Origin of the sequence: Serratia proteamaculans (assembly GCF_949794035.1) — a bacterium.
GTDB lineage: Bacteria > Pseudomonadota > Gammaproteobacteria > Enterobacterales > Enterobacteriaceae > Serratia > Serratia proteamaculans.
On the sequence record NZ_OX461105.1, the window covers coordinates 1,272,440 to 1,299,066 of the forward strand.

Genomic DNA, 26,627 nt, shown 5'->3' on the forward strand with positions numbered 1-26,627 from the left:
GTTAATATCACTCATGTCAGAGTTAGGGGAGTCAGCGACAGCCCCATACAGGGGCTGTGGGGAAATCAACTGACGTCAGAGGGGGTCTTTTTCCGCCAGGTACGGGTCCGGGTAACCCAGTCCGTGCATGATTTCGGTTTCCAAAGACTCCATTTCTTCGGCTTCATCGTCTTCGATGTGGTCATACCCTAGCAGATGAAGGCTGCCGTGAACAACCATATGCGCCCAGTGGGCCTCCAGCGCCTTGTCTTGCTCAACGGCTTCACGCTCAACCACCTGCCGACAGATGATCAAATCGCCCAGCAGCGGCAGCTCGATGCCCGGAGGGGCTTCGAAGGGGAATGACAGCACGTTGGTCGGTTTGTCCATGCCACGATAGGTCAGGTTCAGTTCATTGCTTTCGGCCTCGTCCACCAGGCGAATGGTCACCTCGGCCTCTTCCTGAAACTGCGGCAGCACGCCTTCCAGCCAGTGCTGGAAGGTGGCTTCGTCCGGCAAGCCGCTGTTGTCTGCACAGGCCAGCTGCAGATCCAAAATCACCTGACTCATCGTGTCTCCTGCTCGGAGGCGAGGGTCGCCTCACGTTGACGTTGTTCTGCAATCGCATCTTTGCGCTTTTGTTCGGCGGCTTCCCAGGCTTCATAGGCGATTACCACGCGGGCGACCACCGGATGACGCACCACGTCTTCACTATGGAAGAAGTTGAAGCTCAGTTCTTCGACGTCCGACAGCACTTCTATCGCGTGACGCAGGCCGGATTTTTGGTTGCGCGGCAGGTCTATCTGCGTCACGTCACCGGTAATCACCGCCTTTGAGTTAAAGCCGATGCGCGTCAGGAACATCTTCATCTGTTCGATGGTGGTGTTCTGGCTCTCATCAAGGATGATAAACGCGTCGTTCAGGGTGCGACCGCGCATATAGGCCAGCGGCGCAACTTCAATCACGTTACGTTCAATCAACTTCTCCACGCGCTCGAAGCCCAGCATTTCAAACAGGGCGTCGTACAGCGGGCGCAGATAAGGATCGACCTTCTGGCTCAGATCCCCCGGCAGGAAGCCCAGTTTTTCACCGGCTTCGACCGCTGGGCGGGTCAGCATAATGCGGCGTACGTCCTGGCGTTCCAGCGCGTCTACCGCAGCGGCAACCGCCAGGTAGGTCTTGCCGGTACCAGCCGGGCCAATGCCGAAGGTAATGTCATGGTCGAGAATATGGGCGATGTACTGCGCCTGGTTTGGCGTCCGTGGTTTCACCATGCCGCGTTTGGTTTTGATGGTGACCGCTTTGCCGTAATCCGGCACGCTGTCGGCAACCTGTTCCAGCACCCGGCTTTCTTTGATCGCCAGATGGATCTGTTCTGGATCGATATCCGGGATCACGCCGCGAATGGGGGAAGTGTCCACATACAGGTGGCGCAGAATATCGGCGGCGGCTACCACGCACAGGTTCTTGCCAACCAGCTTAAAGCGATTGTCACGACGGTTGATCTCAATGCCCAACCGGCGTTCGAGTTGTTTGATATTGTCATCAAACGGGCCGCACAGGCTGAGCAATCGCTGATTGTCTGCCGGCTCTAACAAAATTTCTTGTGTTGCGACGTTCAAACTATTCCTCAAGGCTCATATCGGGCCTGGTTGATTTTCGGTACGCGCATTCAGGGCAAACCCTGAGGTTCTCTACTTTGAATTATTCATGGTGCGAAGCACGGGCGCAAGTTTACCCATGATCTATCTGTGCGCCGACGGTGTAATTCAATGGGCGGCAGAGGAAAAACGCGGCCAAAACAGCCGCGTACTGACTTGAGAATAGGGACCGGGGATCAGTTCTTTTTCACGAACTCGGATTTCAGCTTCATTTGGCCAAAGCCATCGATCTTGCAGTCGATGTTGTGGTCGCCTTCCACCAGACGGATGTTCTTCACCTTGGTGCCAATTTTCAGCATCGAAGAGCTGCCTTTGACCTTCAGATCTTTCACTACGGTCACGGCGTCGCCGTCGGCCAGCAGGTTGCCGTTGGCATCTTTGACAATCAGGGCATCGTTGTCTTCTACCGGGGCGCTGTCGCTCCACTCATGGGCGCACTCAGGGCAGATAAACAGGTTGTTGTCCTGATAGGTGTATTCGGAATTGCACTTCGGGCAGTGTGGGAGTTGCATGCTATGTCGCCTCTTTAATCATCAAAAAAATAAAAAAAAGAAAAATTGCCGGGCGTATGGCCCGACAGAGAAATAAAGGGGTATGTGCTAATTGTCATCCCAAAATAATTGGCGCTGCATCAAGGCGGCAAGAACGTGAATCTCCGGGAGCTTAGAAAACTAAGTGACCGGGGCGAGCGTGCGCAGCCAACACAGATGCAGCTTCAAGTATGAAGGGAAGGTTGGTAAATGCCGACACCCAGCGCATTCTCTTTGCGGGTACGGGCGATCACCGACTGCGGGGATTCATGTACGCGCAGGTCCATCTGCTGTTCGGTACGCACCACTGCGCCACGCAGTGAATTGGTCAAGATTTCGGTGATTTCCACATCAACGAACTGGCCGATCATATCCGGCGTGCCTTCAAAATTGACCATGCGGTTACAGGCGGTACGGCCTGCCAGCTCCATCACGCTTTTACGTGAGGTGCCTTCCACCAGAATGCGCTGTACGGTGCCGAGCATCCTGCGACTGAACTGCAGCACCTGCTGGTTGATGCGATCCTGCAGGATATACAGGCGCTGTTTCTTTTCGTCTTCGCTGACGTCGTCCACCATATCGGCCGCCGGGGTGCCAGGGCGCGACGAGTAGATAAAGCTGAAGCTGGTGTCGAAGTTAATCTCGGCAATCAGGTTCATGGTCTGTTCGAAGTCGGCCTGGGTTTCCCCCGGGAAGCCGATAATAAAATCAGAGCTGAGCTGGATGTCCGGCCGCGCCTTGCGCAGTTTGCGAATGATCGCTTTGTATTCCAGTGCGGTGTGCGCGCGCTTCATCATGGTCAGTATGCGGTCTGAGCCGCTCTGTACCGGCAGATGCAGGAAACTGACCAACTCCGGAGTGTCTTCATACACCGCGATGATATCGTCGGTGAATTCAATCGGATGACTGGTGGTGTAACGGATGCGGTCGATCCCGTCGATGGCCGCCACCAGGCGCAACAGTTCGGCAAACGAACAGATGTCGCCGTCGTAGGTAGCACCGCGATAGGCATTAACGTTCTGGCCAAGCAGGTTGACTTCACGCACGCCTTGCGCCGCCAGTTGGGCGACTTCGAACAGCACGTCATCGCTTGGACGGCTCACTTCTTCACCGCGAGTATAAGGCACCACGCAGAAGGTACAGTATTTGTTGCAGCCTTCCATGATGGAGACAAAGGCGGTTGGGCCTTCAGCGCGGGGTTCCGGCAGGCGGTCGAACTTTTCGATCTCCGGGAAGCTGATGTCGACGATCGGGCTGCGGGTGCCCTGCACGTGGTTGAGCATTTCCGGCAGGCGATGCAGGGTTTGCGGCCCAAACACCACGTCGACGCAGGGCGCACGGCTGCGAATGTGTTCGCCTTCCTGCGAGGCCACACAGCCCCCCACGCCGATGATCAGCGCCGGGTTCTTTTCTTTCAGCAGTTTCCAGCGCCCTAACATGGCGAAAACCTTTTCCTGCGCTTTCTCGCGGATCGAGCAGGTATTCAGCAGCAGCACGTCGGCTTCTTCAGCGTTGTCGGTCCATTGGTAACCGTGCGTGCTTCCCAGTAAGTCCGCCATTTTTGATGAATCATATTCATTCATCTGGCAGCCCCAGGTTTTGATATGTAGTTTTTTGGTCATTGACTTGCCATTACTCAGTGCGGAGCGAAAGTTGCGATACGCGACATGCAGGGTGCTTATAACTTATGGCTTTCAAGTTGCAGTTAGGCGGCAAGTTCGGGAGTCCCCAGGCGCTTACTCAGGTAAGTAACTGGGGTGAGCGAATGCAGCCAACAACGCTGCAGCTTGAAAGACGACAGGTATATTGTAAACATTTGACGCCGTTGTGACCAGCGCGGGGAAAACGGCATGCGACCTGAAGCCAAATTAAAAATCCGTTACACTGATGCCAAACGCCATGTCGGTGGGGATGGCGATAATTAACCAAGAAAAAATAGCCAATATGAACACTTCTCAAAAACGGTATGACGCGGTGGTGGTAGGTGGCGGCATGGTCGGCGCGGCCGCTGCGTTGGGGCTGGCGCAGGCCGGCTGGTCGGTAGCCTTGCTGGAACATCAGGCACCACAGGCGTTCGATGCGCAAAGCCCGCCGGATTTGCGTATTTCCGCGATTGGCTGCACCTCGGTCGGGTTGCTCAAGCAGCTCGGCGCCTGGTCGGCGGTGCAAGCGATGCGCACCGCACCCTACCGCCGGTTGGAAACCTGGGAGTGGGCATCGGCACGGGTGGCGTTTGACGCCGCTTCGCTCGGCCTGCCGGAACTGGGTTTTATGGTGGAAAACCGTATTCTGCAACTGGCGCTGTGGCAGCAACTGGAGCAGTGCGACAATCTGACGCTCTGCTGCCCCGCCAGGCTGCGTTCGCTGCAACGTAATGATGACCATTGGCAAGTGACACTGGACTCTTCTGAGACGCTACAGGCGCGTCTGGTGGTTGGGGCTGACGGTGCCAACTCGCAGGTGCGTAATCTGGCGGCCATCGGCACCAGCGGTTGGCAGTACCGCCAGTCCTGCATGCTGATCACCGTCGAAACCGGTGCGCCGCAGCAGGATGTGACCTGGCAGCAGTTCTTCCCTTCCGGGCCACGCGCTTTCCTGCCGCTGTACGATCAATGGGCTTCACTGGTGTGGTATGACAGCCCGCAGCGTATCCGTCAGTTACAGGCGATGCCGCCGGCACAGCTTGAGCGGGAAATCGCGGAGGCGTTTCCTGCACGTCTGGGGGCGGTGAAAGTGCACGCCGCCGGTTCTTTCCCGCTGGCACGCCGTCATGCACAACGCTATGTGTTGCCGGGGCTGGTGTTGCTCGGTGACGCGGCGCATACCATTAATCCGTTGGCCGGGCAGGGGGTGAACCTGGGCTATCGTGATGTGGAAGCCTTGCTGGCGGTATTGAGTGAGGCGCGGGAACAGGGCGAGGACTGGAGCACTGAAGCGGTGTTGATGCGTTATCAGCGTCGCCGCCGTACCGATAACCTGCTGATGCAAAGCGGTATGGATCTGTTTTATACCGCCTTCAGCAATAATTTGGCGCCGTTAAGCGTGGCACGCAATATTGCGTTGATGGCGGCCCAGCGGGCGGGCAAGCTGAAGGAACATGCGCTGAAATACGCACTGGGCTTGTAGCGGCGGATTCGGGATAGGGCGTCGGGTACGGCGCCTTCATCACCCCGTATTTTACCTGAACGCCAGACAGCAAAAAGCCCGCCGAAGCGGGCTTTTCTAAATGTGGCTGGGGTGCCAGGATTCGAACCTGGGTATGCTGGTATCAGAAACCAGAGCCTTACCGCTTGGCGACACCCCAATTGTAAAACAGTAAAATATGGTGGCTACGACGGGATTTGAACCTGTGACCCCATCATTATGAGTGATGTGCTCTAACCAGCTGAGCTACGTAGCCATTTTCGATATTTTACTTTAAAAGTCAATAGTGTTGATGGCTGGGGTACCTGGATTCGAACCAGGGAATGCTGGTATCAAAAACCAGTGCCTTACCGCTTGGCGATACCCCATCAACAAATTTTCAACTCCTTCTTACTGCATCAAACCATTTAAAAAATGGCTGGGGTACCTGGATTCGAACCAGGGAATGCTGGTATCAAAAACCAGTGCCTTACCGCTTGGCGATACCCCATCTGATGCCTGCAACTCGATGAAAAGAAATGGTGCGGGAGGCGAGACTTGAACTCGCACACCTTGCGGCGCTAGAACCTAAATCTAGTGCGTCTACCAATTTCGCCACTCCCGCAAAAAAAAGATGGTGGCTACGACGGGATTTGAACCTGTGACCCCATCATTATGAGTGATGTGCTCTAACCAGCTGAGCTACGTAGCCATCTTTTTTCGCGCAACCTTCATCGGCGTTGCGGGGCGCATTATGCGTATATGGCCGTTTTGCGTCAACAAGTTTTTTCCCGAAAAAGCGACCGGATGTGTTGTTTGTCTGGGTTGTGAACATTATGGCGATAAAATCATCAATTCAGACAATTAATGGTTGAAAACATCAACAAAAAGGCGGGCCCGAAGGCCCGCCCAGGGAATAAAACGCAGGACGCTTATTTGTAGGCGGACTGGTGAACGCCGACTGCACGACCAGAAGGATCGTCCATCTTTTTGAATGACTCATCCCATTCGATGGCTTTCGCTGAAGAACAGGCCACTGACGGGCCACCAGGTACGCATTCAGCCGCGCTTGGCAGCGGGAACAGCTCTTCGAAGATTTCGCGATACAGGTAGCCTTCTTTGGAGCTCGGCGTGTTGTACGGGAAACGGAAACGTGCAGTTTCGAGCTGTTGATCGCTGATCTGCTTGGCAGCGACTTCTTTCAGCGTGTCGATCCAGCTGTAGCCAACACCGTCAGAGAACTGCTCTTTCTGGCGCCAGGCCACGCTGGCCGGCAGGTAGGACTCAAAACATTCACGCAGGATATGTTTTTCCATTTTGCCATTGCCGCACATTTTGTCTTTCGGGTTGATACGCATTGCCACGTCGAGGAATTTTTTATCCAGGAACGGCACGCGGGCTTCCACACCCCAGGCGGACATCGCCTTGTTGGCACGCGCACAGTCAAACATATGCAGCGCCAGCAGTTTACGCACGGTTTCGTCGTGGAACTCACGGGCATCCGGTGCCTTATGGAAGTACAGGTAACCGCCGAACACTTCATCGGCCCCTTCACCAGACAACACCATCTTGATGCCCATCGCCTTGATCTTGCGTGACATCAGGTACATCGGGGTAGAGGCGCGAATGGTAGTCACGTCATAGGTTTCAATGTGATAAATCACGTCGCGAATGGCGTCCAGGCCTTCCTGCACGGTGAAATGAATTTCATGGTGCACGGTGCCCAGGTGGTTAGCCACTTCCTGAGCGGCACGCAGATCCGGTGAACCTTCCAGGCCGACGGCGAAGGAGTGCAATTGTGGCCACCAGGCTTCGCTACGCTCTTGATCTTCCACACGGCGCGCGGCGTATTTTTTAGTAATGGCGGAGATCACTGAAGAGTCCAGGCCACCAGATAGCAGCACGCCGTAAGGCACGTCGGACATCAGGTGGCTTTTTACCGAGTCTTCCAGCGCGTTGCGCAGGGCGTTGGCGTCGGTCACGTTGTCTTTAACCACGTCGTAATCGAACCAGTCACGCTGGTAGTATTCGCGGATCTCACCGTCCTGGCTCCACAGGTAGCTGCCCGCCGGGAATTCTTTAATGGTGCGACAAACCGGCACCAGCGCTTTCATTTCAGAAGCGACATACAGGTTGCCGAATTCATCATGGCCCATGTACAGCGGGATAATACCCAGATGGTCGCGGCCAATCAGGTAGGCGTCTTTCTCTGAGTCGTACAGAGCGAAGGCAAACATGCCCTGCAGATCGTCGAGGAAGTCGGTACCTTTTTCCTGATACAGCGCCAGGATCACTTCACAGTCGGAACCGGTCTGGAACTCATAGCGATCGCTCAGCTGCTGGCGCAGCGCCTGGTGGTTGTAAATTTCACCGTTAACCGCCAGGACGTGGGTGTGCGCAGCGTTGTACAGCGGTTGGGCACCATTGTTGACGTCGACAATCGACAGGCGCTCATGCACCAGAATGGCTTTATCGCTGGCGTAAACACCGGACCAATCCGGGCCGCGGTGGCGCATCAGACGGGACAGCTCCAGCGCTTTCTTACGCAGTTCAACGGGATCAGACTTCAGATCGAGCACACCGAAAATAGAACACATATACCGACTCTCCTAACGACTTTTTTAGACTGTGATGTTGTTTTTGCTGTTATAGGCAGCGTGGCCGGCTCATCAACGATGGCGCGGTTTTGCTGCGTTGTGTTTATGAAAATGCGTCAAAAGCGGCAGGGGATGCAAGCGTTTTAGCGCTGCGCTGAAAAATAGTTGTTTGGGGTCGGTCGAAAATTAGCGGATATTCAGTTAATGGCGGTTTAAATTGACGGATATGTAATTTTTTGACGAATAGATGAGTTGCCGGAGAATTTTACCGGCAACTCATTGCAGACTATCAGGCGGTCAACTGCCACAGGGTAAAGGCTGCATCTGGCGTCCAGCCCGCGTTAGAGGTGTGGGCCTGAAGGCAGGTGTATTTCTTGCCTTTATAGGTCACCACATCACCGGCTTTATAGCTGTGGTTGTTCTGCCACTCGCTTGGGCTCGGATCGGGTGGTGTACCGCCGTCAGCCGTTTTCACCGCCAGCGCACTGCTCGGCAGCGAGGTATTGCCCTGGTTGTCGGTGGCCGTGACAAAGTAACTGTACTGAGTCGCCGGTGCCAGGCCGCTGTCTTGTAGCGACAGGCCGCCGGTCTGGCCGATCGCGCTGCCGTTACGGTAAACCGTATATTGGCTAACAGGATTGACGCTGCTGGCGGCCGCCCAGTTTAACGTCAACGACGTTGAGGCGATCGCGGTGGCGTTCAATGCCGTCGGCGCATCAGGCTTTCCCGGCGGTGGTGTTACACCCCCCTGGATCAGCGCGGCGTAACGCGTTTTAAACTCCCAGTTATAAGCTACGCCAGCTTTGCTTTTGCCGTTGTCCCAGTTAACTGACCAGGTCATCAGGCCTTTGATCGACAGACCCTTGGCATCGAGACGAGCAAAGGCGTTATAGACCGCCATTTTATCGACCACATAACCGGTGGCGGCAGCGTCATTGTTGGTTGGCAGACCAATAACAAATTTGGCCGCCGGGATTTTGGTATAACCACGGGTGCCGGTGACCAGGCTTTCGGTCAGGTAATACAGGAAGTCTTCTTTCATGGCGTCGTTATTCTGGGTGATCCAGGCGCCTTTACCGCCATTGGCTTCATCAACCCAGATGCCGTCACCGCCCTGGTTATAATATTGCGGCGCGATAAAATCGTAATAGCCTTCGAGCGCGGTAATATAATCCAGGTAAGTGCCGTTGGTGCGTAAATAAGGGAATTCTGGTGCCATGCTGACAATGAAATTTTTGCCCTCGGCGGCATAATGCGCTTTTACTTTTTTCAGTGCGGCTGGCAAAACGGTTTTATTATTGGCTGCGCCGATGGCCGCCTGCTCCAGATCGATATCCAACCCGTCGAAACCGTAGGTTTCCACCAGGCGGATAATCTCATTAGCCAGTTTGTCTTCGTCGCCGGTTTTCAATTCGATATGCGCGTCTGCACCACCCAGTGAAATCAGTACGGCACGGCCCTGACTGTTCAGCACGCCGACCTGGCGGCGGAACTCGGTATCGGACAGGTTGTAAGGTTTGAAGGTGGGAATACCGTCGCCTTTCATAAACGCCACGGCCACCACGTTATATTCGGCCGGGATGTCGGTCAGGTTCATATTGGCGAATTGCCCTTGCTGATAACCGTCACTGGCACCGGCGGCCCAGTTGTGCCAAAAACCCATCATGATTTTTTTATTGGTCATGTCCGGCATGATGGCTGCGTCATCTGCTGCTTGTGCATTGATAATATTATTGGTGCTCATGGTAACCTCGTTAGGGTAGGTAAGATTATTTCCACTGACCGCCAAGGTTTATTATTGGCGGGGCGTAAATATATAGTGCGGGTTTTTAACGAGGCTGGGGTGAAACCTTTATTGACCAATAATAAATTAAATTCAACTTGGGGAATATACCCTAAATAATTGGAGTTGCATTGAGGCGGCAAGTTTGTAAGTCCACAGGAGCATAGATAACTATGTGACTGGGGCGCATAAACGCAGCCAACAAAAATGCAGCTTCAAGTATGACGGGTATAAGGGTGGCCGTGATGGCCACCGCAGGCATTAGAAAATATTGATATCGGCAACCGAAGGGAAGATATAGCTCGGGCGGAACGGCATGGTTTCTACATCGTTCAGCGTTGAGACACCAGACAGTACCAATACGGTCTCCAGACCGGCCTGGAAGCCCGCCAGGATATCAGTGCGCAGGTTATCACCGACGATCACCGTTTCTTCTGAGTGCCCCTGCATTTTGTTCAGCGCAGCGCGGATGATCCATGGGCTTGGCTTGCCCACGTAAAACGGCTTGCGGCCGGTGATCTTTTCGATCGGGGCACACAGCGCGCCACAGGCCGGGACAAAACCATGGCCGTGGGTATCCGGGTTGGTGGCAATAAAGCGCGCGCCGTTGTTCACGAAGTAGGCGGCCTTGTGCATCATGTCCCAGTTGTAGGAGCGGGTTTCGCCGACAATCACGAAGTCAGGGTTGATATCGGTAATGGTGAAACCGGCTTTATACAGCTCGTGAATCAGTGCGCCTTCGCCGACCACATAGGCTTTTTTACCTTCCTGACGGCGCAGGAAATCGGCGGTGGCCATGGCAGAGGTATAAAACGCGCTTTCCGGCACTTCGAGCCCGGCAGCGGAGAAGCGGTTCGCCAGATCCTGCGCAGTCTGCGATGGATAGTTGGTCAGCACCACCAGCGGCATGCCCTGTTCCTGAATGCGTGCCAGGAAAAGATCGGCGCCGGGAACCGGCGTGTTGTCATGCAGCAGCACGCCGTCGATATCACATATAACGTTTTTGATTGTCATTGTTGCTGTTTCTCATGATTTGCGGCAGGCAAAACGCGAAGATAGCACACCTGCCTGAAGCGGCGGATCAGCTTTCCAGCAATCGCTGTAATAGCACGCCGTTGAGCATCGCCCGCTTGGCCAGGGCGAAAGCGCCGATCGCCGAGCGATGATTGAGTTCGGAGGTGACCACCGGCAGATTTTTGCGGAAGTCTTTCAACACCTGGGTATTGATGCAGCTTTGGATTGCCGGCAGCAGTACTTTTTCTGCCTCGGTAATTTCACCGGCGATCACCACTTTCTGCGGATTAAACAGGTTGATGGCGATAGCCACCGCCTTGCCCAGGTAGCGGCCAACGTGTTCGATCACTTCGCTGGCCAGCAGGTCGCCGCGGTTGGCGGCTTTGCAGATGGCAGCGATGCTGCAATCGTCGAGGGTCAGCTTGCTGGGATAGCCCTGGGTCAGTAACTGGCGCACGCGGTGTTCAATCGCAGCGTTGGCGGCGACGGTTTCCAGGCAGCCGAAGTTGCCGCAGTGGCAGCGCTCGCCCAGCGGGTCGATCTGAATATGACCGATTTCACCGACGTTGCCGTTGTTGCCGAGGAAAATCTGGCCGTTAACGATAATACCGGCACCGGTGCCGCGGTGCAGACGCACCAGAATAGAATCTTCGCAGTCGCGGGTGGCGCCAAAATAATGCTCCGCCAGCGCCAGGCTGCGGATATCGTGGCCGACAAAGCTGGTGACGTTAAAACGCTGCTGCAGGTTGTCTACCAGCGCCCAGTTGTTGACGCTGATATGGGGCATATAACGCACCACGCCCAGCGCCGGGTCAACCAGACCGGGCAGGATCACCGAGATGGCGATCAACTCACGCAGCTTGCGCTGATAGTTTTCGATAAATTGGGCAATGGCGATAAACAACGCGTTTTCCAGTGTCTCCTGGGTGCGTTCCGGCAGCGGGTAGTGTTCTTCACCGAGCGATTTGCCGCTCATGTCGTACAGGGTGATGGTGGCGTCGTGCCGACCGAGGCGCACGGCCACGGTGTGGAAATTCCGGGTTTCGGAGACAATGGAAATGGCGCGGCGGCCGCCGGTAGAGGCTTGCTGATCGACTTCTTTGATCAGCCCGCGCTCCAACAGCTGGCGAGTAATTTTAGTGACGCTGGCGGGCGCTAGCTGGCTCAGTTCGGCAATTTGAATGCGCGAGATCGGCCCTTGTTGGTCGATCAGACGGTAAACCGCCGCGCCGTTGAGTTGCTTGACTAAGTCAACGTTCCCTATCTGTGCCTGTCCGCCAGTACTCATCAATAATTTTACTCGCTATTCATTAAATTAAACCTCGTTACCGTTAACGAGCGTCTTGGTGATATTAAAATCACGGGTAAATGCGGTCAGGTTCGCCACTTTACCGGCTTCGATAGTGCCTAAACGGTGGTCCACGCCGATAGCGCGCGCCGGATACAGCGTCGCCATGCGCAGTGCTTCGTCCAACGCAATACCGACGTGCTCAACGCTGTTTTTTAACGCGTCAATCATGGTCAGCGCTGAGCCGCTCAGGGTGCCGTTTTCGTCCACGCACAGCCCATCACGATAGTATATTGTTTTACCGGCAAAAATAAATTGGTCGATATCGGCACCTGCCGGCGCGGTGGCGTCGGTGACCAGCACCAATTTATCACCTTTCATGCGCTTGGCGTTACGGATACTCGCCCAGGCCACGTGATGGCCGTCGGCGATAATGCCGGTATAGACCTCAGGTGTGTCGAAAATCGCCCCCATCAGCCCCGGTTCACGCCCGGTGATATATGGCATGGCGTTGTACAGGTGAGTGGCGAAGGTGATACCGGCGGCAAAACCGATACGGGCCTGATCGTAAGTCGCATTCGAGTGCCCGGCGGACACCACAATGCCGGCCTCGGTCAATTGCTTGATAAAGTGGGGCTCCACCATTTCCGGCGCCAGCGTGACCTTGGTGATCACATCGGCATTGGCGCACAGATAGTCGATCATCTCGCTGGTCGGTTTGCGGATAAACGCCGGGTTATGGGTGCCTTTCTTCAGTGGGCTGAGGTACGGCCCTTCCAGATGCAGGCCAAGCGCCTGATTGGGGTGTTTTTTCAGATAAGCGCGCATCACTTCGATGCTGTGCTTCATAAATTCGTCGCTGCTGGTGATCAGCGTCGGCAGATAGCTGGTACAGCCGGATTTTTCGTTGGCGCGCTGCATGATCTCCAGCGTCTGTTCCGAAATGGCTTCCAGCGAATCGTTAAATTGCACGCCGCCACAGCCGTTAAGCTGCACGTCGATCAAACCGGGGGCCAGGATAGCGCCACCCAGATCGCGCGTTTCAATGCCGGCCGGCAGGTCAGCCAGCGGGCAGACTCGTTCAATCAGCCCATCAGCGATAACAACTGCGTGGTCGTCAAGTACGTCGTGGCCGGTATAAATACGGCCGTGGGTTAAAGCGAACATCGTAGCCCCCTGCAAGAATTAAAGACTCTTAACGCTTTCCGCTTCTAACTCGCGGAAATATTTAACGGTTTTGACTTTCAGTTCCATGGTGGATGGCTCATCGCACACCACAACGGCCTTGGCATGCAACTGCAGGCAACTGATGGTCCACATGTGGTTGATGTTGCCTTCCACTGCGGCTTCCAGCGCCTGTGCCTTGGCGTGGCCGGTCACCAGAATCATCACTTCTTCTGCGTCGAGCAGCGTACCTACACCGACGGTCAGGGCAAACTTGGGTACCAGGCTGACATCACCGCCGAAGAAGCGGGAGTTGGCGATACGGGTATCTTCAGTCAGGGTTTTGATGCGAGTCCGAGAGGCCAAAGATGAAGCCGGTTCGTTAAACGCGATATGACCGTCGATGCCAACGCCACCCATAAACAGGTTGATCTTGCCGTAGGATTTGATTTTCGCTTCGTACTGGCGGCACTCGGCGTCAACGTCCGGCGCATTACCATTCAGCAGGTTGATATTTTCACTTGGGATATCAACGTGATCAAAGAAATTACGGTACATGAAGGTATGATAGCTTTCCGGGTGTTCCTGCGGCAGGCCAACGTATTCATCCATGTTGAAAGTCACCACATGCTTAAAGCTTACTTCACCTGCTTTGTGCATCGCAATCAGATGTTTGTAGGCTTCCAGTGGAGTCCCGCCGGTGGGCAGGCCGAGAACAAACGGACGCTCCGCAGTAGGCTTGAATGCGTTGATGCGCTGGACGATATGGCGGGCGGCCCATTTGCCGACTTGTGCAGTATCTTTCAGTGGGATAAGTCTCATCTAACACCTCTTGGGGTAAGTAAACTAAAGCTATACTGGTTCGAGCCTGAACGAGAGCCTTAAGCTTAACCCAGCTTTATGATTCTCACGTGATGCGTCAGGTCCGATGATTTTTTTAATGATAAAATAAGTTTTGTGTGATGGCTAGCAATGTGGCAGCTTAAGACTGCTTTTTGGTGATATAAATCACAAAAAAGGAGGTTTTAATTTGCGATACGAAATAATTTTTTTACACTCCACGTGTTGTCGTTCGTCCAGAGTTAATCGCAGTGTGTGATGGCGCTTGCGTAAAATATGATAAAGCCCATAAAAGGGCATTAGGGGGAATACTAAGGTGAACATACTCGGCTTTTTCCAAAGATTGGGCAGGTCGTTGCAACTGCCAATCGCAGTACTGCCCGTTGCGGCGCTTTTGCTACGCTTCGGCCAGCCTGACTTACTCAATATTTCGTTTATCGCACAGGCCGGTGGATCAATCTTCGATAACCTGGCGTTAATCTTTGCTATCGGTGTGGCGGCAACCTGGTCGAAAGACAATGCCGGTTCGGCCGCATTGGCAGGCGCGGTGGGTTACTTCATTCTGACCAAAGCAATGGTCACCATTAACCCGGCGATCAATATGGGCGTGTTGGCGGGTATCATTACCGGCCTGGTGGGCGGTGCGGTCTATAACCGTTGGTCCGGCATCAAACTGCCAGAGTTCCTCTCCTTCTTCGGCGGTAAGCGTTTTGTCCCTATCGCTACCGGCTTTTTCTGTTTAATCCTGGCCGCCGTCTTTGGTTATATCTGGCCGCCGGTGCAGAATGCTATTCATGCAGGCGGTGAATGGATTGTGTCCATGGGCGCTATCGGTTCCGGTATTTTCGGTTTCGTTAACCGTCTGCTGATCCCAACCGGCTTGCATCAGGTGCTGAACACCATTGCCTGGTTCCAGATTGGTGAGTTCACCAACGCTGCCGGTACCATCTTCCACGGCGACATCAACCGCTTCTACGCGGGTGACGGCACTGCCGGGATGTTCATGTCCGGCTTCTTCCCGATCATGATGTTTGGTCTGCCGGGTGCGGCACTGGCCATGTATTTCGCTGCGCCGAAAGAACGTCGCCCAATGGTTGGCGGTATGCTGCTGTCCGTTGCCCTGACGGCTTTCCTGACCGGTGTGACCGAGCCGCTTGAATTCCTGTTCATGTTCCTGGCTCCGCTGCTGTACCTGGTCCATGCCATTTTGACCGGTATCAGCCTGTTTGTAGCCACCTTGCTGGGCATTCACGCCGGGTTCTCCTTCTCTGCGGGTGCCATCGACTATGTGTTGATGTACAACTTGCCGGCCGCCAGCAAGAACGTCTGGATGCTGGTCCTGATGGGCCTGGTCGCCTTTGCGGTGTACTTCGTGCTGTTCTCGGTCATTATTCGTGCCTTCAACCTGAAAACGCCGGGCCGTGAAGATGCGTCTGACGATGTTGTCGCTCCTGAAGCCAACAGCAATACCGATGAAGGCCTGCGCGCACTGTCTCGCAGCTATATTGGTGCCATCGGCGGTTCTGACAACCTGACCGGCATTGATGCCTGTATCACCCGTTTACGTCTGACGGTTAAAGACTCTTCCAAAGTGCTCGATGCCAGCTGTAAGCGCCTGGGTGCTTCCGGCGTAGTGAAACTGAACAAACAAACCGTTCAGGTGATTGTGGGTTCTAAAGCTGAAGCCATTGCCGACGGTATGCGTGCGGTGATTGCGACCGGCCCGGTTCCTGCGGCAGAAGTGGCGCCGGCAGCCGGCGTGAGTGCAGTAAAATCGCAGGCCGTGCCTAATGCACCGAAGGTCGCCTTCGAGTCGCTGGTGGCCCCGGTCACCGGTGAAGTGGTGGCGTTGGAACAGGTTCCTGACGAAGCCTTTGCCAGCAAAGCGGTGGGTGATGGTCTGGCGATCCGCCCGACCGACAAAATCGTGGTAGCACCGGCAGACGGCACCATCGTGAAAATCTTCAACACCAACCACGCGTTCTGTCTGGAAACCGACAAGGGTGCGGAGATTGTGGTGCACATGGGGATCGACACCGTTGCGTTGAACGGTCAGGGCTTCAAACGTCTGGTTGAAGAGGGTGCTGAGGTGAAAGCCGGCCAGCCAATCCTTGAACTGGATCTGGAATTCCTGAACGCCAATGCCCGCTCGATGATCAGCCCGGTAGTGGTCAGTAACTCTGACGATTACGCCGGTCTGACGGCGCTGGCCACCGGTTCTGTGGTTGCCGGCCAGACCAAATTGTTTGAGATCCAGAAATAAACTGTTTTACCTGAGTAGTACCCGGGGTGTTTAACGAGTCATGACGGAACGCACCCTACCTTTGGCGGGAAGAGAGTAATCTCTTCCCGCTTTTTTATGGGCAAAGTTTGCCCCCTCATGGTGCTGTGGTCTCTCGCGGTGCAACGTTGCGCATTTTTCGTGAAACAAACGGTTGTTTCCGGGCGTGGCTTGTTGGATCATAGGCGGTTATGTGTAGCGCTTTGCATTGAGGAATAATGAAATGAGTGAGGCTGAAGCCCGCCCAACCAATTTTATCCGTCAGATCGTCGATGAAGATCTGGCGTCCGGGAAACACACGTCAGTCCATACCCGTTTCCCGCCGGAGCCAAATGGCTATCTGCATATCGGCCATGCTAAATCCATCTGTCTGAATTTCGGCATCGCTCGCGATTACCAGGGTCAATGTAACCTGCGTTTTGATGACACCAATCCGGTGAAAGAAGACATCGAGTTCGTTGAGTCGATCAAACACGACGTGGAGTGGCTGGGCTTTGAGTGGAGCGGCAACGTCCGTTACTCCTCAGATTACTTCGATCAACTGCACAACTATGCGGTGGAGCTGATCAACAAAGGCCTGGCCTACGTCGACGAGCTGTCGCCTGAGCAGATCCGTGAATATCGCGGCAGCCTGACGGCTCCGGGCAAAGACAGCCCGTACCGTGGTCGTAGCGTGGAAGAGAACCTGGCGCTGTTTGAGAAAATGCGCAACGGCGAATTCGCCGAAGGTACCGCTTGCCTGCGTGCCAAAATTGACATGGCTTCATCCTTTATCGTGATGCGCGATCCGGTGCTGTACCGTATCAAATTCGCTGAACACCATCAGACCGGCAACAAGTGGTGCATCTACCCGATGTACGATTTCACCCACTGCATTTCCGATGCGCTGGAAGGGATCACCCATTCGCTGTGTACGCTGGAGTTCCAGGACAACCGCCGTCTGTATGACTGGGTGCTGGATAACATCACCATCCCTTGTCATCCGCGTCAGTACGAGTTCTCGCGCCTGAATCTCGAGTACGCCATCATGTCGAAGCGCAAGCTGAACCAGTTGGTGACCGAGAGCATCGTTGAAGGCTGGGATGACCCGCGTATGCCGACCGTCTCCGGTCTGCGTCGCCGTGGCTATACCGCAGCATCCATCCGCGAGTTCTGCCAGCGTATCGGCGTGACCAAGCAGGATAACAACGTCGAAATGATGGCGCTTGAGGCCTGTATTCGTGAAGATCTGAACGAGAACGCACCGCGTGCGATGGCCGTGCTGGATCCGGTGAAGGTGATCATCGAAAACCTGACCACCGGCGTAGAAATGGTGACCATGCCTAACCACCCGAACAAGCCGGAAATGGGCAGCCGCGAAGTGCCGTTCAGCCGTGAGATTTATATCGATCGCGCCGACTTCCGTGAAGAAGCCAACAAGCAGTACAAGCGTCTGGTTCTGGGCAAAGAAGTTCGCCTGCGCAATGCTTACGTGATCAAGGCGGAACGCATTGAGAAAGATGCTGAAGGTGAAATTACCACTATCTTCTGCAGCTACGATCCAGAAACGTTGAGCAAGGATCCTGCCGATGGCCGTAAGGTTAAGGGCGTGATCCACTGGGTTTCTGTCGAGCACGCGTTACCGGCTGAAATCCGCCTGTACGATCGCCTGTTCAGCGTACCAAACCCAGCGGCGGCAGAGGATTTCCTCACCACCATCAACCCGGAATCGCTGGTGATCAAGCACGGCTTTGTGGAGCCAAGCCTGGCAGTTGCACAGCCGGAAAAAGCCTACCAGTTCGAACGTGAAGGCTATTTCTGCGCTGACAGCCGTGACTCTTCTGCTGAGCACCTGGTGTTTAACCGCACCGTGGGCCTGCGTGATACCTGGGCTAAAATTGGCGCCTGAGTGCTGATCAATAGCTAACGCGATAAAGCGCAACGTCGGTTGCGCTTTTTTTATGCCTGCCAGCCCCATTTTCTCCCCCGTTAAAGCGTTTAATTCCTCAATCTATTTTTAAATTTTAATCAGGCGGTTGTACCAGCAATTTCTTGATAAAAATCAGCAGTCATATAACATCACCTTATATATTCGCGATGCGAATTAATGTCATTTAGAGAGCGCTCTCATGTTTTTTCTTCTGACTGACTTTTTTGATTAAGCTGAAACCATTAATCGTCTCTGATTGACCTGATATCAATATTTATTCTGATTTAATTGAATTTTTTATTCGACAGCCTCTTTGCATAGCCACGTAACATAATCTCATCGATATGTGCTCTTTGTCATACTTTGACAAATCTCTCTCATAATTCATTTGATAATTCGCGTCGCGAAAAATAGTCTGTCTGTAGCAATAAGTGCTGTGGGGTTTGAGCCCGTCAGCAATATTTTTTTACCCGATTGGGTTTTTTATTAGCGGTCGTGCAGGGCAGTGGTGAACACGGGCGACTGCAACTTTTAAAGTTAAGTCAAAGAGGAATTTCATTATGGGTACGCACGGTGCTCAGCGTAAAACGCTGGCGCTCGCAGTCGCGGGTGCGCTGTTGGGAACAGGGTTTGCCATGGCCCCTGAGGCGAAAGCCGCAGGATTTATCGATGATTCCACGATGACCGGCGGTGTGTATTACTGGCAGCGTGAGCGTGACCGTAAAGATCTCAATCCGACCAGTGACGATTACAATGAATACACTACCAACCTGTCGCACTCGACCGCCAACCTGAGCCTGGATTTTGCTTCGGGCTATGCCTGGGACATGTTTGGTGTGGACGTCGGAGCCTTTACCGCCATTGAACTGGCCGAGTCCAGCGCCAGCGGCCACCCGAATGAAATTGCGTTCTCTTCCAAAAACCGTACCTATGATGAAGACTATTCCGGCGATAAAGGCGGCATCAGCCTGTACAAAGCCGCGGCTAAATTCAAGTATGGCCCTGTCTGGGCGCGCGGCGGTTATATCCAGCCAAGCGGACAAACCCTGCTGGCACCACACTGGAGCTTTATGCCCGGTACCTATCAAGGGGCCGAGGCCGGAGCCAAGTTTGACTACGGTGATGCCGGTGAGTTGAGCTTCTCCTACATGTGGACCAATAAGTACAAAGCACCATGGCATATCGAGATGGACGACTTCCGCCAGAACGACAAAAAAACCGGCGTCTCCTATCTTCACTCTCTGGGTGCCAAGTATGACTTCAAAAATGATTTGGTACTGGAAGCGGCCTTCGGCCAGGCCCAGGGCTATGTGAATCAGTACTTCACCAAGGCATCTTACAAGTTTGATTTGGTAGGCAACCCGCTGACCACCAGCTATCAATTCTACGGTACCGAAGACCGTATCAGCGACAAGAACGACCCCAACAGCATTTACGACGGCCTGGCCTGGCTGCAGGCGTTGACCTTTGGTTACACCACCGGCCAGTTCAACTGGCGTCTGGAAGGCACCATGGTCAAGGCTGAAGGTAATCAGGGCTACTTCCTGCAACGCATGACCCCAACCTACGCCTCTTCCAACGGCCGCCTCGACGTCTGGTGGGATAACCGTTCCGACTTCAACGCCAACGGCGAAAAAGCGGTTTACGCCGGGGTGATGTATGACCTGAGCAACTGGAACCTGCCGGGTATGGCGGTTGGCGGTTCTTACGTTTACGCCTGGGATGCCAAGCCGAGCACCAACCCGATGTATGACCAGAGCCAGCGCCTGAAAGAGAGCGCCTGGAGCCTGGACGCGATGTACACCATTCAGGAAGGCCGCGCCAAAGGCACCTTGCTGAAACTGCACTACACCCAGTATGACAACCACACCAACATCCCAAGCTGGGGCGGTGGTTACGGCAACATCTTCCAGGACGAGAAAGACGTCAAGTTTATGGTTATCGCGCCATTCACCATCTTCTGATGCGTTCCCCGGCGGCTGCGCCGGGGACACTTAAAGGGAAAATTTTGATGAAAAAAATCATGCTGATGTTAGCCGCGGCAGTCACGCTGAGTGCCTGTGTGCAGCCCGCCGCACCGCCGGAAGATGCCAAACTAAAACAGGCCTACAGCGCCTGCATTAATACCGCAGAAGGTTCACCGGAAAAATTGCAATCGTGCCAGGCGGTACTGAACGTGCTGAAACAAGAGAAGCAGCACCAGCAGTTCGCCGAGAAAGAAACGGTGCGAGTGATGGATTATCAGAACTGTATTCAGGCAGTTCACAGCGGTAACGGCCAGGCCTACGACGCCAAGTGTGGCCAGATTTGGAAAGAGATCCACGATAACAATAATTAAGGATGATGCTAAAAATGAACAAATTCAAATTGAGTACGCTTGCTGCATTAACGGCAACCGTTGGATTATTTGGCAGCGTGGGGAATGCGTTGGCCAATCAGCCGCTGGTGGATCAACTAAGCCAGCTAAAATTGAATTTGAAAATGGTTGATAACCGGGCCGCCGACAGCGGCCTGGATTGCGGTAAATTGGGTGCCGACTGGGCAGCCTGCAACAAGGTATTGATCAGCCTGACCAACGATCATCAGGAGATTAAAGGTCACGACTGGGCGATTTACTTCCACAGCGCCCGTCAAACCATGAGAGTGGATAATGATCAGTTCAAAATAGCTCACCTGACAGGCGACCTGTACAAACTGGAGCCGACCGATAAATTTACCGGCTTCTCGGCTGGTCAAACGGTTGAAATCCCGATCATTGCCGAATATTGGCAGCTGTTTAAAACCGACTTTGTCCCCCGTTGGTACGCCGCTTCGGGCGATGCCAAGCCAAAAATTCTGGTCAACACCGATACCGAAGATTTGAACCAGTTTGTGACGCCCTTTACCGGCGACCAGTGGAAGCGCATCAAGGATGATAACAACATCCTGATGACGCCGGCTTCCCGCTTTACCAAAAACGCCGAGTTGAAAACCTTGCCTGCAGCCTCGCTGCGCGGCCAGATTGTACCGACGCCACTGCAAGTGAAAGTGCATCCGCAAGATGTGGATCTGAGCAACGGCGTTGCGCTGGAACTGAGCGCGTTGTCCAAACCGGCGGCGGACGCGGCGACCCAACGTTTCGCACTGTTGGGCGTAAGCCATAACGCGGCGGGCTACCCTGTCAAAACCGATATTCAGTCGGGTAAATTCAAAGGTGAGCTGGCGGTGCCGGGAGCCTATGAGTTGAAGATTGGCAATAAAGAAACGCGGGTGATTGGCTTCGATCAGGCCGGGGTGTTCTATGGCCTGCAGTCCATTCTGTCGCTGGTACCTACCGACGGCAGCGCTAAAATCGCTACCCTCGACGCCAAAGATGCACCACGTTTCCAGTATCGCGGCATCTTCCTCGACGTGGCGCGTAACTTCCATCATAAAGATGCGGTACTGCGCCTGCTTGACCAAATGGCGGCTTACAAGCTCAATAAATTCCACTTCCATCTGAGTGACGACGAAGGTTGGCGTATTGCCATTCCAGGCCTGCCTGAACTGACTGAAGTCGGGGGCCAGCGTTGCCACGATCTGAGCGAAACCACCTGCCTGTTGCCACAGTACGGACAGGGGCCAGAGGTGTATGGCGGGTTCTTCTCGCGTCAGGATTACATCGAGATCATTAAATACGCTCAGGCGCGCCAGATTGAAGTGATCCCGGAAATCGATATGCCGGCACATGCCCGCGCTGCCGTGGTCTCTATGGAGGCGCGCTATAAAAAGCTGCATGCCGCTGGTAAAGAGCAGCAGGCCAATGAGTTCCGCCTGGTGGATCCGACCGATACCTCCAATACCACCTCGGTGCAGTACTTCAATCGACAAAGTTACCTTAACCCATGCCTGGATTCGTCCAAGCGCTTTGTTGACAAGGTGATCGGCGAAATTGCCCAGATGCACAAAGAGGCCGGGCAACCGTTGCGCACCTGGCACTTTGGCGGCGACGAAGCGAAAAATATTCGTTTGGGTGCCGGCTATACCGATCAGGCCAAGCCCGAAGCAGGCAAAGGCATTATCGATCAGAGCAAAGAAGACAAGCCATGGGCGAAGTCCCAGGTCTGCCAAAAGATGATCAAAGACGGCAAAGTCGCCGATATGGAACATCTGCCAAGCTACTTTGGTGTGGAAGTCAGTCAACTGGTGAAAGCGCATGGCATCGACAGAATGCAGGCCTGGCAGGACGGCCTGAAAGACGCGAAAAATGCCAAGGCCTTCGCCACTCAACGGGTTGGGGTTAACTTCTGGGATACGCTGTATTGGGGCGGTTTTGATAGCGCCAACGACTGGGCGAATAAAGGTTACGAAGTGATCCTTTCCAACCCGGATTACGTTTACATGGACTTCCCGTATGAGGTGAACCCGGACGAGCGCGGTTACTACTGGGGCACCCGTTTCAGCGACGAACAGAAGATGTTCAGCTTTGCCCCGAACAACCTGCCGCAGAACGCCGAAACTTCGGTTGATCGCGATGGCAATCACTTTACCGCCAAGAGCGACAAGCCGTGGCCGGGTGCTTACGGTATCTCCGCCCAGATGTGGAGTGAAACTCAGCGCACTGACGATCAAATGGAGTACATGATCTTCCCGCGTTCCTTGTCAGTGGCTGAGCGCGCATGGCATCGGGCGGATTGGGAGCAGGATTATAAGGTGGGTCGGGAATATAAAGGTGGCGAAACCCACTTTATCGACAGCCAAAAACTGGATCGGGACTGGCTGCGTTTTGCCAATATCCTCGGCCAGCGAGAGTTGGCGAAACTGGACAAGGGCGGCGTGAGTTATCGGTTGCCAGTGCCGGGTGCCCGCGTGATGGGGGGCAAACTGGAGGCTAATATCTCGTTGCCGGGTCTGGGCATTGAGTATTCCACCGACGGTGGCAAGCAATGGCAGCGTTACGATGCCAAAGTCAAGCCTGGCGTCACCGGTGAGGTGCTGATCCGTGCGGTCAGCCCAGACGGCAAACGCTATAGCCGCGCCGAGAAAGTGTAATCCCTGAGCCACGGCCCGTCTGTTTGCAGGCGGGCCGTTATTGATGGTTAACAGCAGCGACCGACGGTAATCAGAGATGAATTCGATACGGCTGACCTTTATGGTCGTTGCTTTTTTTTCCGGGATTGCCGGGGCACTGCAAATACCGACCCTAAGCCTATTCCTCACCACCGAGGTGCGGGTGTCGTCATTATGGGTCGGTTTTTTTTATGCGGTTAACGCCGGGGTCGGCATTATTGTCAGTTTTTTATTGGCGAAAAAATCAGATCGCCAGCGTGACCGGCGTTATTTGATTTTAATCTGTTATTTATTGGCGGCAGGGAACTGTCTGTTATTTGCTTTTAATCGCAATTACCTGACGTTAATTACGGCGGGCGTGCTGTTAACCGCCATTGCCAATACGGCGATACCGCAATTATTCGCTCTGGCACGAGAGTACGGGGAGCGTTCATCGCAAAACGTCGCTATGTTCAGCGCCATCATGCGCGCCCAACTTTCTTTGGCCTGGGTTTTTGGTCCGCCGTTGGCTTTTATGCTGGTGGTGAATTATGGCTTCACGGCGATGTTTATTTTTGCCGCCGGCATATTTCTGCTGGTCACACTGCTGGCCTGGTGGATATTGCCCGAGGTCGCTCGCCCCGTGGTGGGCGATGACGTCGCCATACAGCAAAAAACAGTCTTCGATAAAGACATTAGCCTGCTGTTTTTCGCCTCGGTATTGATGTGGACCTGCAGCGCGATGTATCTGATTGATGTGCCGCTGTATATCACGGCCGAGCTGGGTTTGCCGCAAAGTCTGACCGGCTGGATGATGGGCATCGCCGCCGCAATCGAAATCCCCATCATGATCCTGGTGGGACGTTACGTAAACCGAGTGGGCAAGCGCCTGATGATGGCGGGGGCCATGGTGGCCGGCATCGTGTTTTATGCCGGGATGCTGTGGTTTACCTCGACCACCGGGTTACTGGCTTTGCAGCTGTTTAACGCCATTTTTATCGGCATTATTGCCACCGTCGGCATGCTGTATTTCCAGGATTTAATGCCGGAACGGGCGGGTATGGCCACCACGTTATTCACCAACAGCATTTCTACCGGCGTGATCCTGGCCGGAATATTACAAGGGATCCTGACCGAGTACGGGCCACATTCCTCCGTTTATCTGTTAGCCATATTACTGCTTTGTATTGCTTTACCTGTCGGTTTTAAGACCCGGGAAGTTTAGGTGGTTTCTGAGTGAGTCGTTTATTTTAAACACAAACAAGGATATATGATGGCTATATTGGTGACGGGCGGCGCCGGTTATATCGGCTCGCATACGGTGTTGGCGCTGTTGGAATACGGTGATGGAGAGGGGCTGAATAAAAAAAAGGATTTTGGTGTTCAGACATTTATGTTCAGCTCTTCGGCCAGGGCTTACAGACCAGTGAAATATAGAAATTCTTCTACACCGCTGCCAAATCAGTACGGATGGTAGCGATGAAGCTTAACGATGGGCATTTGGGTGTTCTCCAGGATGATCTGTTTCGAGCCGAATACGAGGCACGGATCCACGACCTGAAGTTTGAGTTTGTGAAGTATCAACGTGAAGCCTCGTTGGTCATATTGGAACGTTTTCAGCGTGGGGTCACTCAACTGCGTGAATGGCTGACGGCACATGGGCATTTATTCGATGCCGCCCGCTGTTCTTCACTCTTTTGCGTTCCTACCCGCCCGCTGGCAGCGAGTGAAAAACGGCTGCACCGAATCTGGCTGGGGGGCGCTATCCCTGACGATGCCAGAGAGGTTATCTCCCAATGGGGGGACGCGCAGCAGGCGGTGGCTAGCGCCGAGACGACTGACTGGGTCGGCATGTTGTGGGTTTGGGACGCGCAGCAACTGGCAAGGGATGCGTATTTCATCCCCGTACCGGTGAGAAAAGGTGGCTACCTGGGGGAGTATGATGCCGGTAATCATCGCCTGCAGGTGCATTCACTGAGCGAACTGGCGCAAAAAAGGGTCGGCGACAACCTGGGCTTTATCCATCAACTGCATGATAAGCGCTATTACGCCACGCTTTCCGACTACTTCCGCTTTCTGATTTTGATCGAGATGGGGGGGCTGTACATGGATATCGATACCATACCCCACCGATCGGCGACGCTGTTTTTGATCAAGCCTGAACTGCCAGATTATCTTCAGTTTCTGGCTGGGGGCGAGGTCAGCCACGTCAGCTGGCTGAATCTGTTTCTCGATGAAACCGGCATGATAGTCAGCCGCAAGGGGGATATCTCGCTGTGCCAGATGCTGGCGGGGTTGGATCAGATCTATGCGGCGGAAAGTGGCGAAGTCCCGGACAAGAATTCGGTTTATGAACGGAAGCTGTTTGATCCCTTTTATCAACTGTGGAGTCGCTATATAGGCTGTACGTTCCTCAGTCATGATCGCTTCTGCCGGGATTACGGTGTCCTGTATAACGCTGACCCGCAGGCGGTCACCTGCGGAGTCCGTGGCATGCGCCTGTTGGAGGATGTGATCACCGATGAACGGTTACCGCTGTCACAGGAAGAGCAACGCAGTTATCTGCAATGTGTCAGCCGTTTGGAGCAGGTGGATTGGCGGCTTGAACAACCCTTGGATCTGGCACGCCATGCGGAAATATTTACCGTCGATGAAGTGCCGCGTATGGCCTATCCAGCGCAGATCCGTTCCGATATCGACCATTACCACTATTATTCCGTGCTTTCCCATGACCGCCAGCTTGATCGGGTAAATCAACTGTTTGGAGAATACCTGATCGCCGATAACCGGCGGCAGATTACGGCGGGTAATTACTGGTGCCAGACCACAGGAGAGGGGGATGCGGTGTTGTCGGAGTCGGGGGGATCATTGCATTTTCTACCGGGACGGCAGGCGAGTGAAACAGATAAAACCCGCATGGCGAAGCTGATTTTTAGTACCAGCTACCTGGAGTACTGTTCTGCTGGCAACCGGGCCGGGCTGGATCTGGTGTCGGTACAGCAGGCACAAAATATCGAGCCTTATCTGGATCTGATCACGGTGGCTTACGATCGGCGCGGGACGTTTGTCGGCTTTTTCAATGCGGCTACTGTCAGTGAGCTGTATGGCGTAAAAGCGGATTACCACTACCGCGATGAACTGAAGCCGCTTGATGAGGCTTACGATCACTTTGTGCAAAGCCTGTGCACTGAGGATGATTATTTTATCTGTAGCCTGGCGATTGAAAGCCAGTTTCGCGGACAGGGGCATTTTAACCCGATGTTCGCCCTGATAAAGCAGCAGGCTGATCGGCACCAGGCGAAAAACATTGTGCTGTGTGTATGGCAAAGCAGTGAGGCCAGCCAAATTTATCTGAACAAAGGGTTCCGTGTCCGTGGTGTATTCGATCAGGCCTGGTCGTTGTTCTTTGACCGGCTGCTGTTTCTTGAGTATGAGCTGTGAAGAGTTTGCC

Annotated in this window: 18 protein-coding genes, 6 tRNA genes and 1 pseudogene; 9 read left to right on the plus strand and 16 right to left on the minus strand. The window is 54.1% G+C overall.

All coding sequences use genetic code 11. The features are described from left to right. Positions 1 to 75: 75 nt before the first annotated feature. The 4 genes from ybeY to miaB form a co-directional block, all read right to left on the minus strand. Positions 76 to 549, minus strand: coding sequence for an rRNA maturation RNase YbeY (gene ybeY, locus QOT07_RS05920; RefSeq protein WP_085115585.1), 474 nt, complete (start codon positions 547 to 549; stop codon positions 76 to 78). Beyond that, positions 546 to 1,601 carry a PhoH family protein gene (locus tag QOT07_RS05925; protein ID WP_085115586.1) on the minus strand — a complete coding sequence of 352 codons (1,056 nt, stop codon included), beginning with the start codon at positions 1,599 to 1,601 and terminating at the stop codon, positions 546 to 548. The genes ybeY and QOT07_RS05925 overlap by 4 nt, the downstream gene beginning before the upstream one ends. Before the next feature lie 215 nt (positions 1,602 to 1,816). Continuing rightward, complete coding sequence (locus QOT07_RS05930) at positions 1,817 to 2,152, minus strand: zinc ribbon domain-containing protein YjdM (protein ID WP_261432736.1); 336 nt, start codon at positions 2,150 to 2,152, stop codon at positions 1,817 to 1,819. A 203-nt stretch (positions 2,153 to 2,355) separates the two neighbouring features. Beyond that, positions 2,356 to 3,792, minus strand: coding sequence for a tRNA (N6-isopentenyl adenosine(37)-C2)-methylthiotransferase MiaB (gene miaB / locus QOT07_RS05935; protein WP_207976143.1), 1,437 nt, complete (start codon positions 3,790 to 3,792; stop codon positions 2,356 to 2,358). 322 nt (positions 3,793 to 4,114) lie between these two features. Here miaB and ubiF point away from each other — a divergent pair, with 322 nt between their 5' ends. Then, positions 4,115 to 5,296: a 3-demethoxyubiquinol 3-hydroxylase gene (gene ubiF, locus QOT07_RS05940; protein WP_207976141.1), complete on the plus strand. Its 1,182-nt coding sequence runs from the start codon at positions 4,115 to 4,117 to the stop codon at positions 5,294 to 5,296. Positions 5,297 to 5,399: 103 nt separating this feature from the next. Here ubiF and QOT07_RS05945 read toward each other — a convergent pair. The 12 genes from QOT07_RS05945 to nagB form a co-directional block, all read right to left on the minus strand. Beyond that, positions 5,400 to 5,474, minus strand: a tRNA-Gln gene (locus tag QOT07_RS05945). A gap of 19 nt (positions 5,475 to 5,493) precedes the next feature. Continuing rightward, positions 5,494 to 5,570 (minus strand) — tRNA-Met (locus tag QOT07_RS05950). Between the two features lie 37 nt (positions 5,571 to 5,607). Beyond that, positions 5,608 to 5,682 (minus strand) — tRNA-Gln (locus QOT07_RS05955). Between the two features lie 47 nt (positions 5,683 to 5,729). Next, positions 5,730 to 5,804, minus strand: a tRNA-Gln gene (locus tag QOT07_RS05960). Between the two features lie 29 nt (positions 5,805 to 5,833). Further along, positions 5,834 to 5,918: transfer RNA gene (locus QOT07_RS05965), tRNA-Leu, on the minus strand. Between the two features lie 10 nt (positions 5,919 to 5,928). Next, positions 5,929 to 6,005, minus strand: a tRNA-Met gene (locus tag QOT07_RS05970). A 220-nt stretch (positions 6,006 to 6,225) separates the two neighbouring features. Next, positions 6,226 to 7,890, minus strand: a complete 1,665-nt coding sequence (gene asnB / locus QOT07_RS05975) for an asparagine synthase B (protein WP_099065033.1) — start codon at positions 7,888 to 7,890, stop codon at positions 6,226 to 6,228. Positions 7,891 to 8,179: 289 nt separating this feature from the next. Next, the gene (gene chiC, locus QOT07_RS05980; protein ID WP_219015586.1) at positions 8,180 to 9,634 is read right to left on the minus strand and encodes a chitinase ChiC; all 1,455 of its coding nucleotides are present in this window, start codon (positions 9,632 to 9,634) and stop codon (positions 8,180 to 8,182) included. 300 nt (positions 9,635 to 9,934) lie between these two features. Further along, positions 9,935 to 10,687, minus strand: coding sequence for an HAD-IIA family hydrolase (locus QOT07_RS05985; RefSeq protein ID WP_085115591.1), 753 nt, complete (start codon positions 10,685 to 10,687; stop codon positions 9,935 to 9,937). Between the two features lie 67 nt (positions 10,688 to 10,754). Beyond that, on the minus strand, positions 10,755 to 11,975 hold the full coding sequence (gene nagC, locus QOT07_RS05990) for a DNA-binding transcriptional regulator NagC (RefSeq protein ID WP_085115592.1): 1,221 nt from the start codon (positions 11,973 to 11,975) through the stop codon (positions 10,755 to 10,757). Positions 11,976 to 12,002: 27 nt separating this feature from the next. After that, entirely contained in the window at positions 12,003 to 13,142 is a 1,140-nt protein-coding gene (nagA, locus tag QOT07_RS05995) for an N-acetylglucosamine-6-phosphate deacetylase (protein WP_261415487.1), read from the minus strand. Positions 13,143 to 13,160: 18 nt separating this feature from the next. Beyond that, positions 13,161 to 13,961: a glucosamine-6-phosphate deaminase gene (gene nagB / locus QOT07_RS06000; protein ID WP_012005664.1), complete on the minus strand. Its 801-nt coding sequence runs from the start codon at positions 13,959 to 13,961 to the stop codon at positions 13,161 to 13,163. 334 nt (positions 13,962 to 14,295) lie between these two features. Here nagB and nagE point away from each other — a divergent pair, with 334 nt between their 5' ends. The 8 genes and pseudogenes from nagE (at position 14,296) to QOT07_RS06040 (ending at position 26,617) form a co-directional block, all read left to right on the plus strand. Continuing rightward, positions 14,296 to 16,242: a PTS N-acetyl glucosamine transporter subunit IIABC gene (gene nagE / locus QOT07_RS06005; protein ID WP_207976137.1), complete on the plus strand. Its 1,947-nt coding sequence runs from the start codon at positions 14,296 to 14,298 to the stop codon at positions 16,240 to 16,242. Between the two features lie 241 nt (positions 16,243 to 16,483). Continuing rightward, on the plus strand, positions 16,484 to 18,148 hold the full coding sequence (glnS, locus tag QOT07_RS06010) for a glutamine--tRNA ligase (RefSeq protein WP_283602716.1): 1,665 nt from the start codon (positions 16,484 to 16,486) through the stop codon (positions 18,146 to 18,148). 581 nt (positions 18,149 to 18,729) lie between these two features. Next, a complete protein-coding gene (chiP, locus tag QOT07_RS06015; protein ID WP_099065037.1) occupies positions 18,730 to 20,133 on the plus strand; it encodes a chitoporin ChiP in 1,404 nt (467 codons plus the stop codon). Between the two features lie 47 nt (positions 20,134 to 20,180). Continuing rightward, complete coding sequence (gene chiQ, locus QOT07_RS06020) at positions 20,181 to 20,507, plus strand: ChiQ/YbfN family lipoprotein (RefSeq protein WP_099065038.1); 327 nt, start codon at positions 20,181 to 20,183, stop codon at positions 20,505 to 20,507. Positions 20,508 to 20,521: 14 nt separating this feature from the next. Further along, a complete protein-coding gene (locus QOT07_RS06025) occupies positions 20,522 to 23,179 on the plus strand; it encodes a beta-N-acetylhexosaminidase (protein ID WP_283602717.1) in 2,658 nt (885 codons plus the stop codon). A gap of 76 nt (positions 23,180 to 23,255) precedes the next feature. Further along, on the plus strand, positions 23,256 to 24,401 hold the full coding sequence (locus QOT07_RS06030; protein WP_099065040.1) for an MFS transporter: 1,146 nt from the start codon (positions 23,256 to 23,258) through the stop codon (positions 24,399 to 24,401). A 48-nt stretch (positions 24,402 to 24,449) separates the two neighbouring features. Further along, positions 24,450 to 24,524, plus strand: a pseudogene (locus QOT07_RS06035) (NAD-dependent epimerase/dehydratase family protein); the annotation flags it as partial. A 131-nt stretch (positions 24,525 to 24,655) separates the two neighbouring features. Then, a complete protein-coding gene (locus QOT07_RS06040) occupies positions 24,656 to 26,617 on the plus strand; it encodes a glycosyltransferase (protein WP_283602718.1) in 1,962 nt (653 codons plus the stop codon). The last annotated feature ends 10 nt before the right edge of the window (positions 26,618 to 26,627 follow it).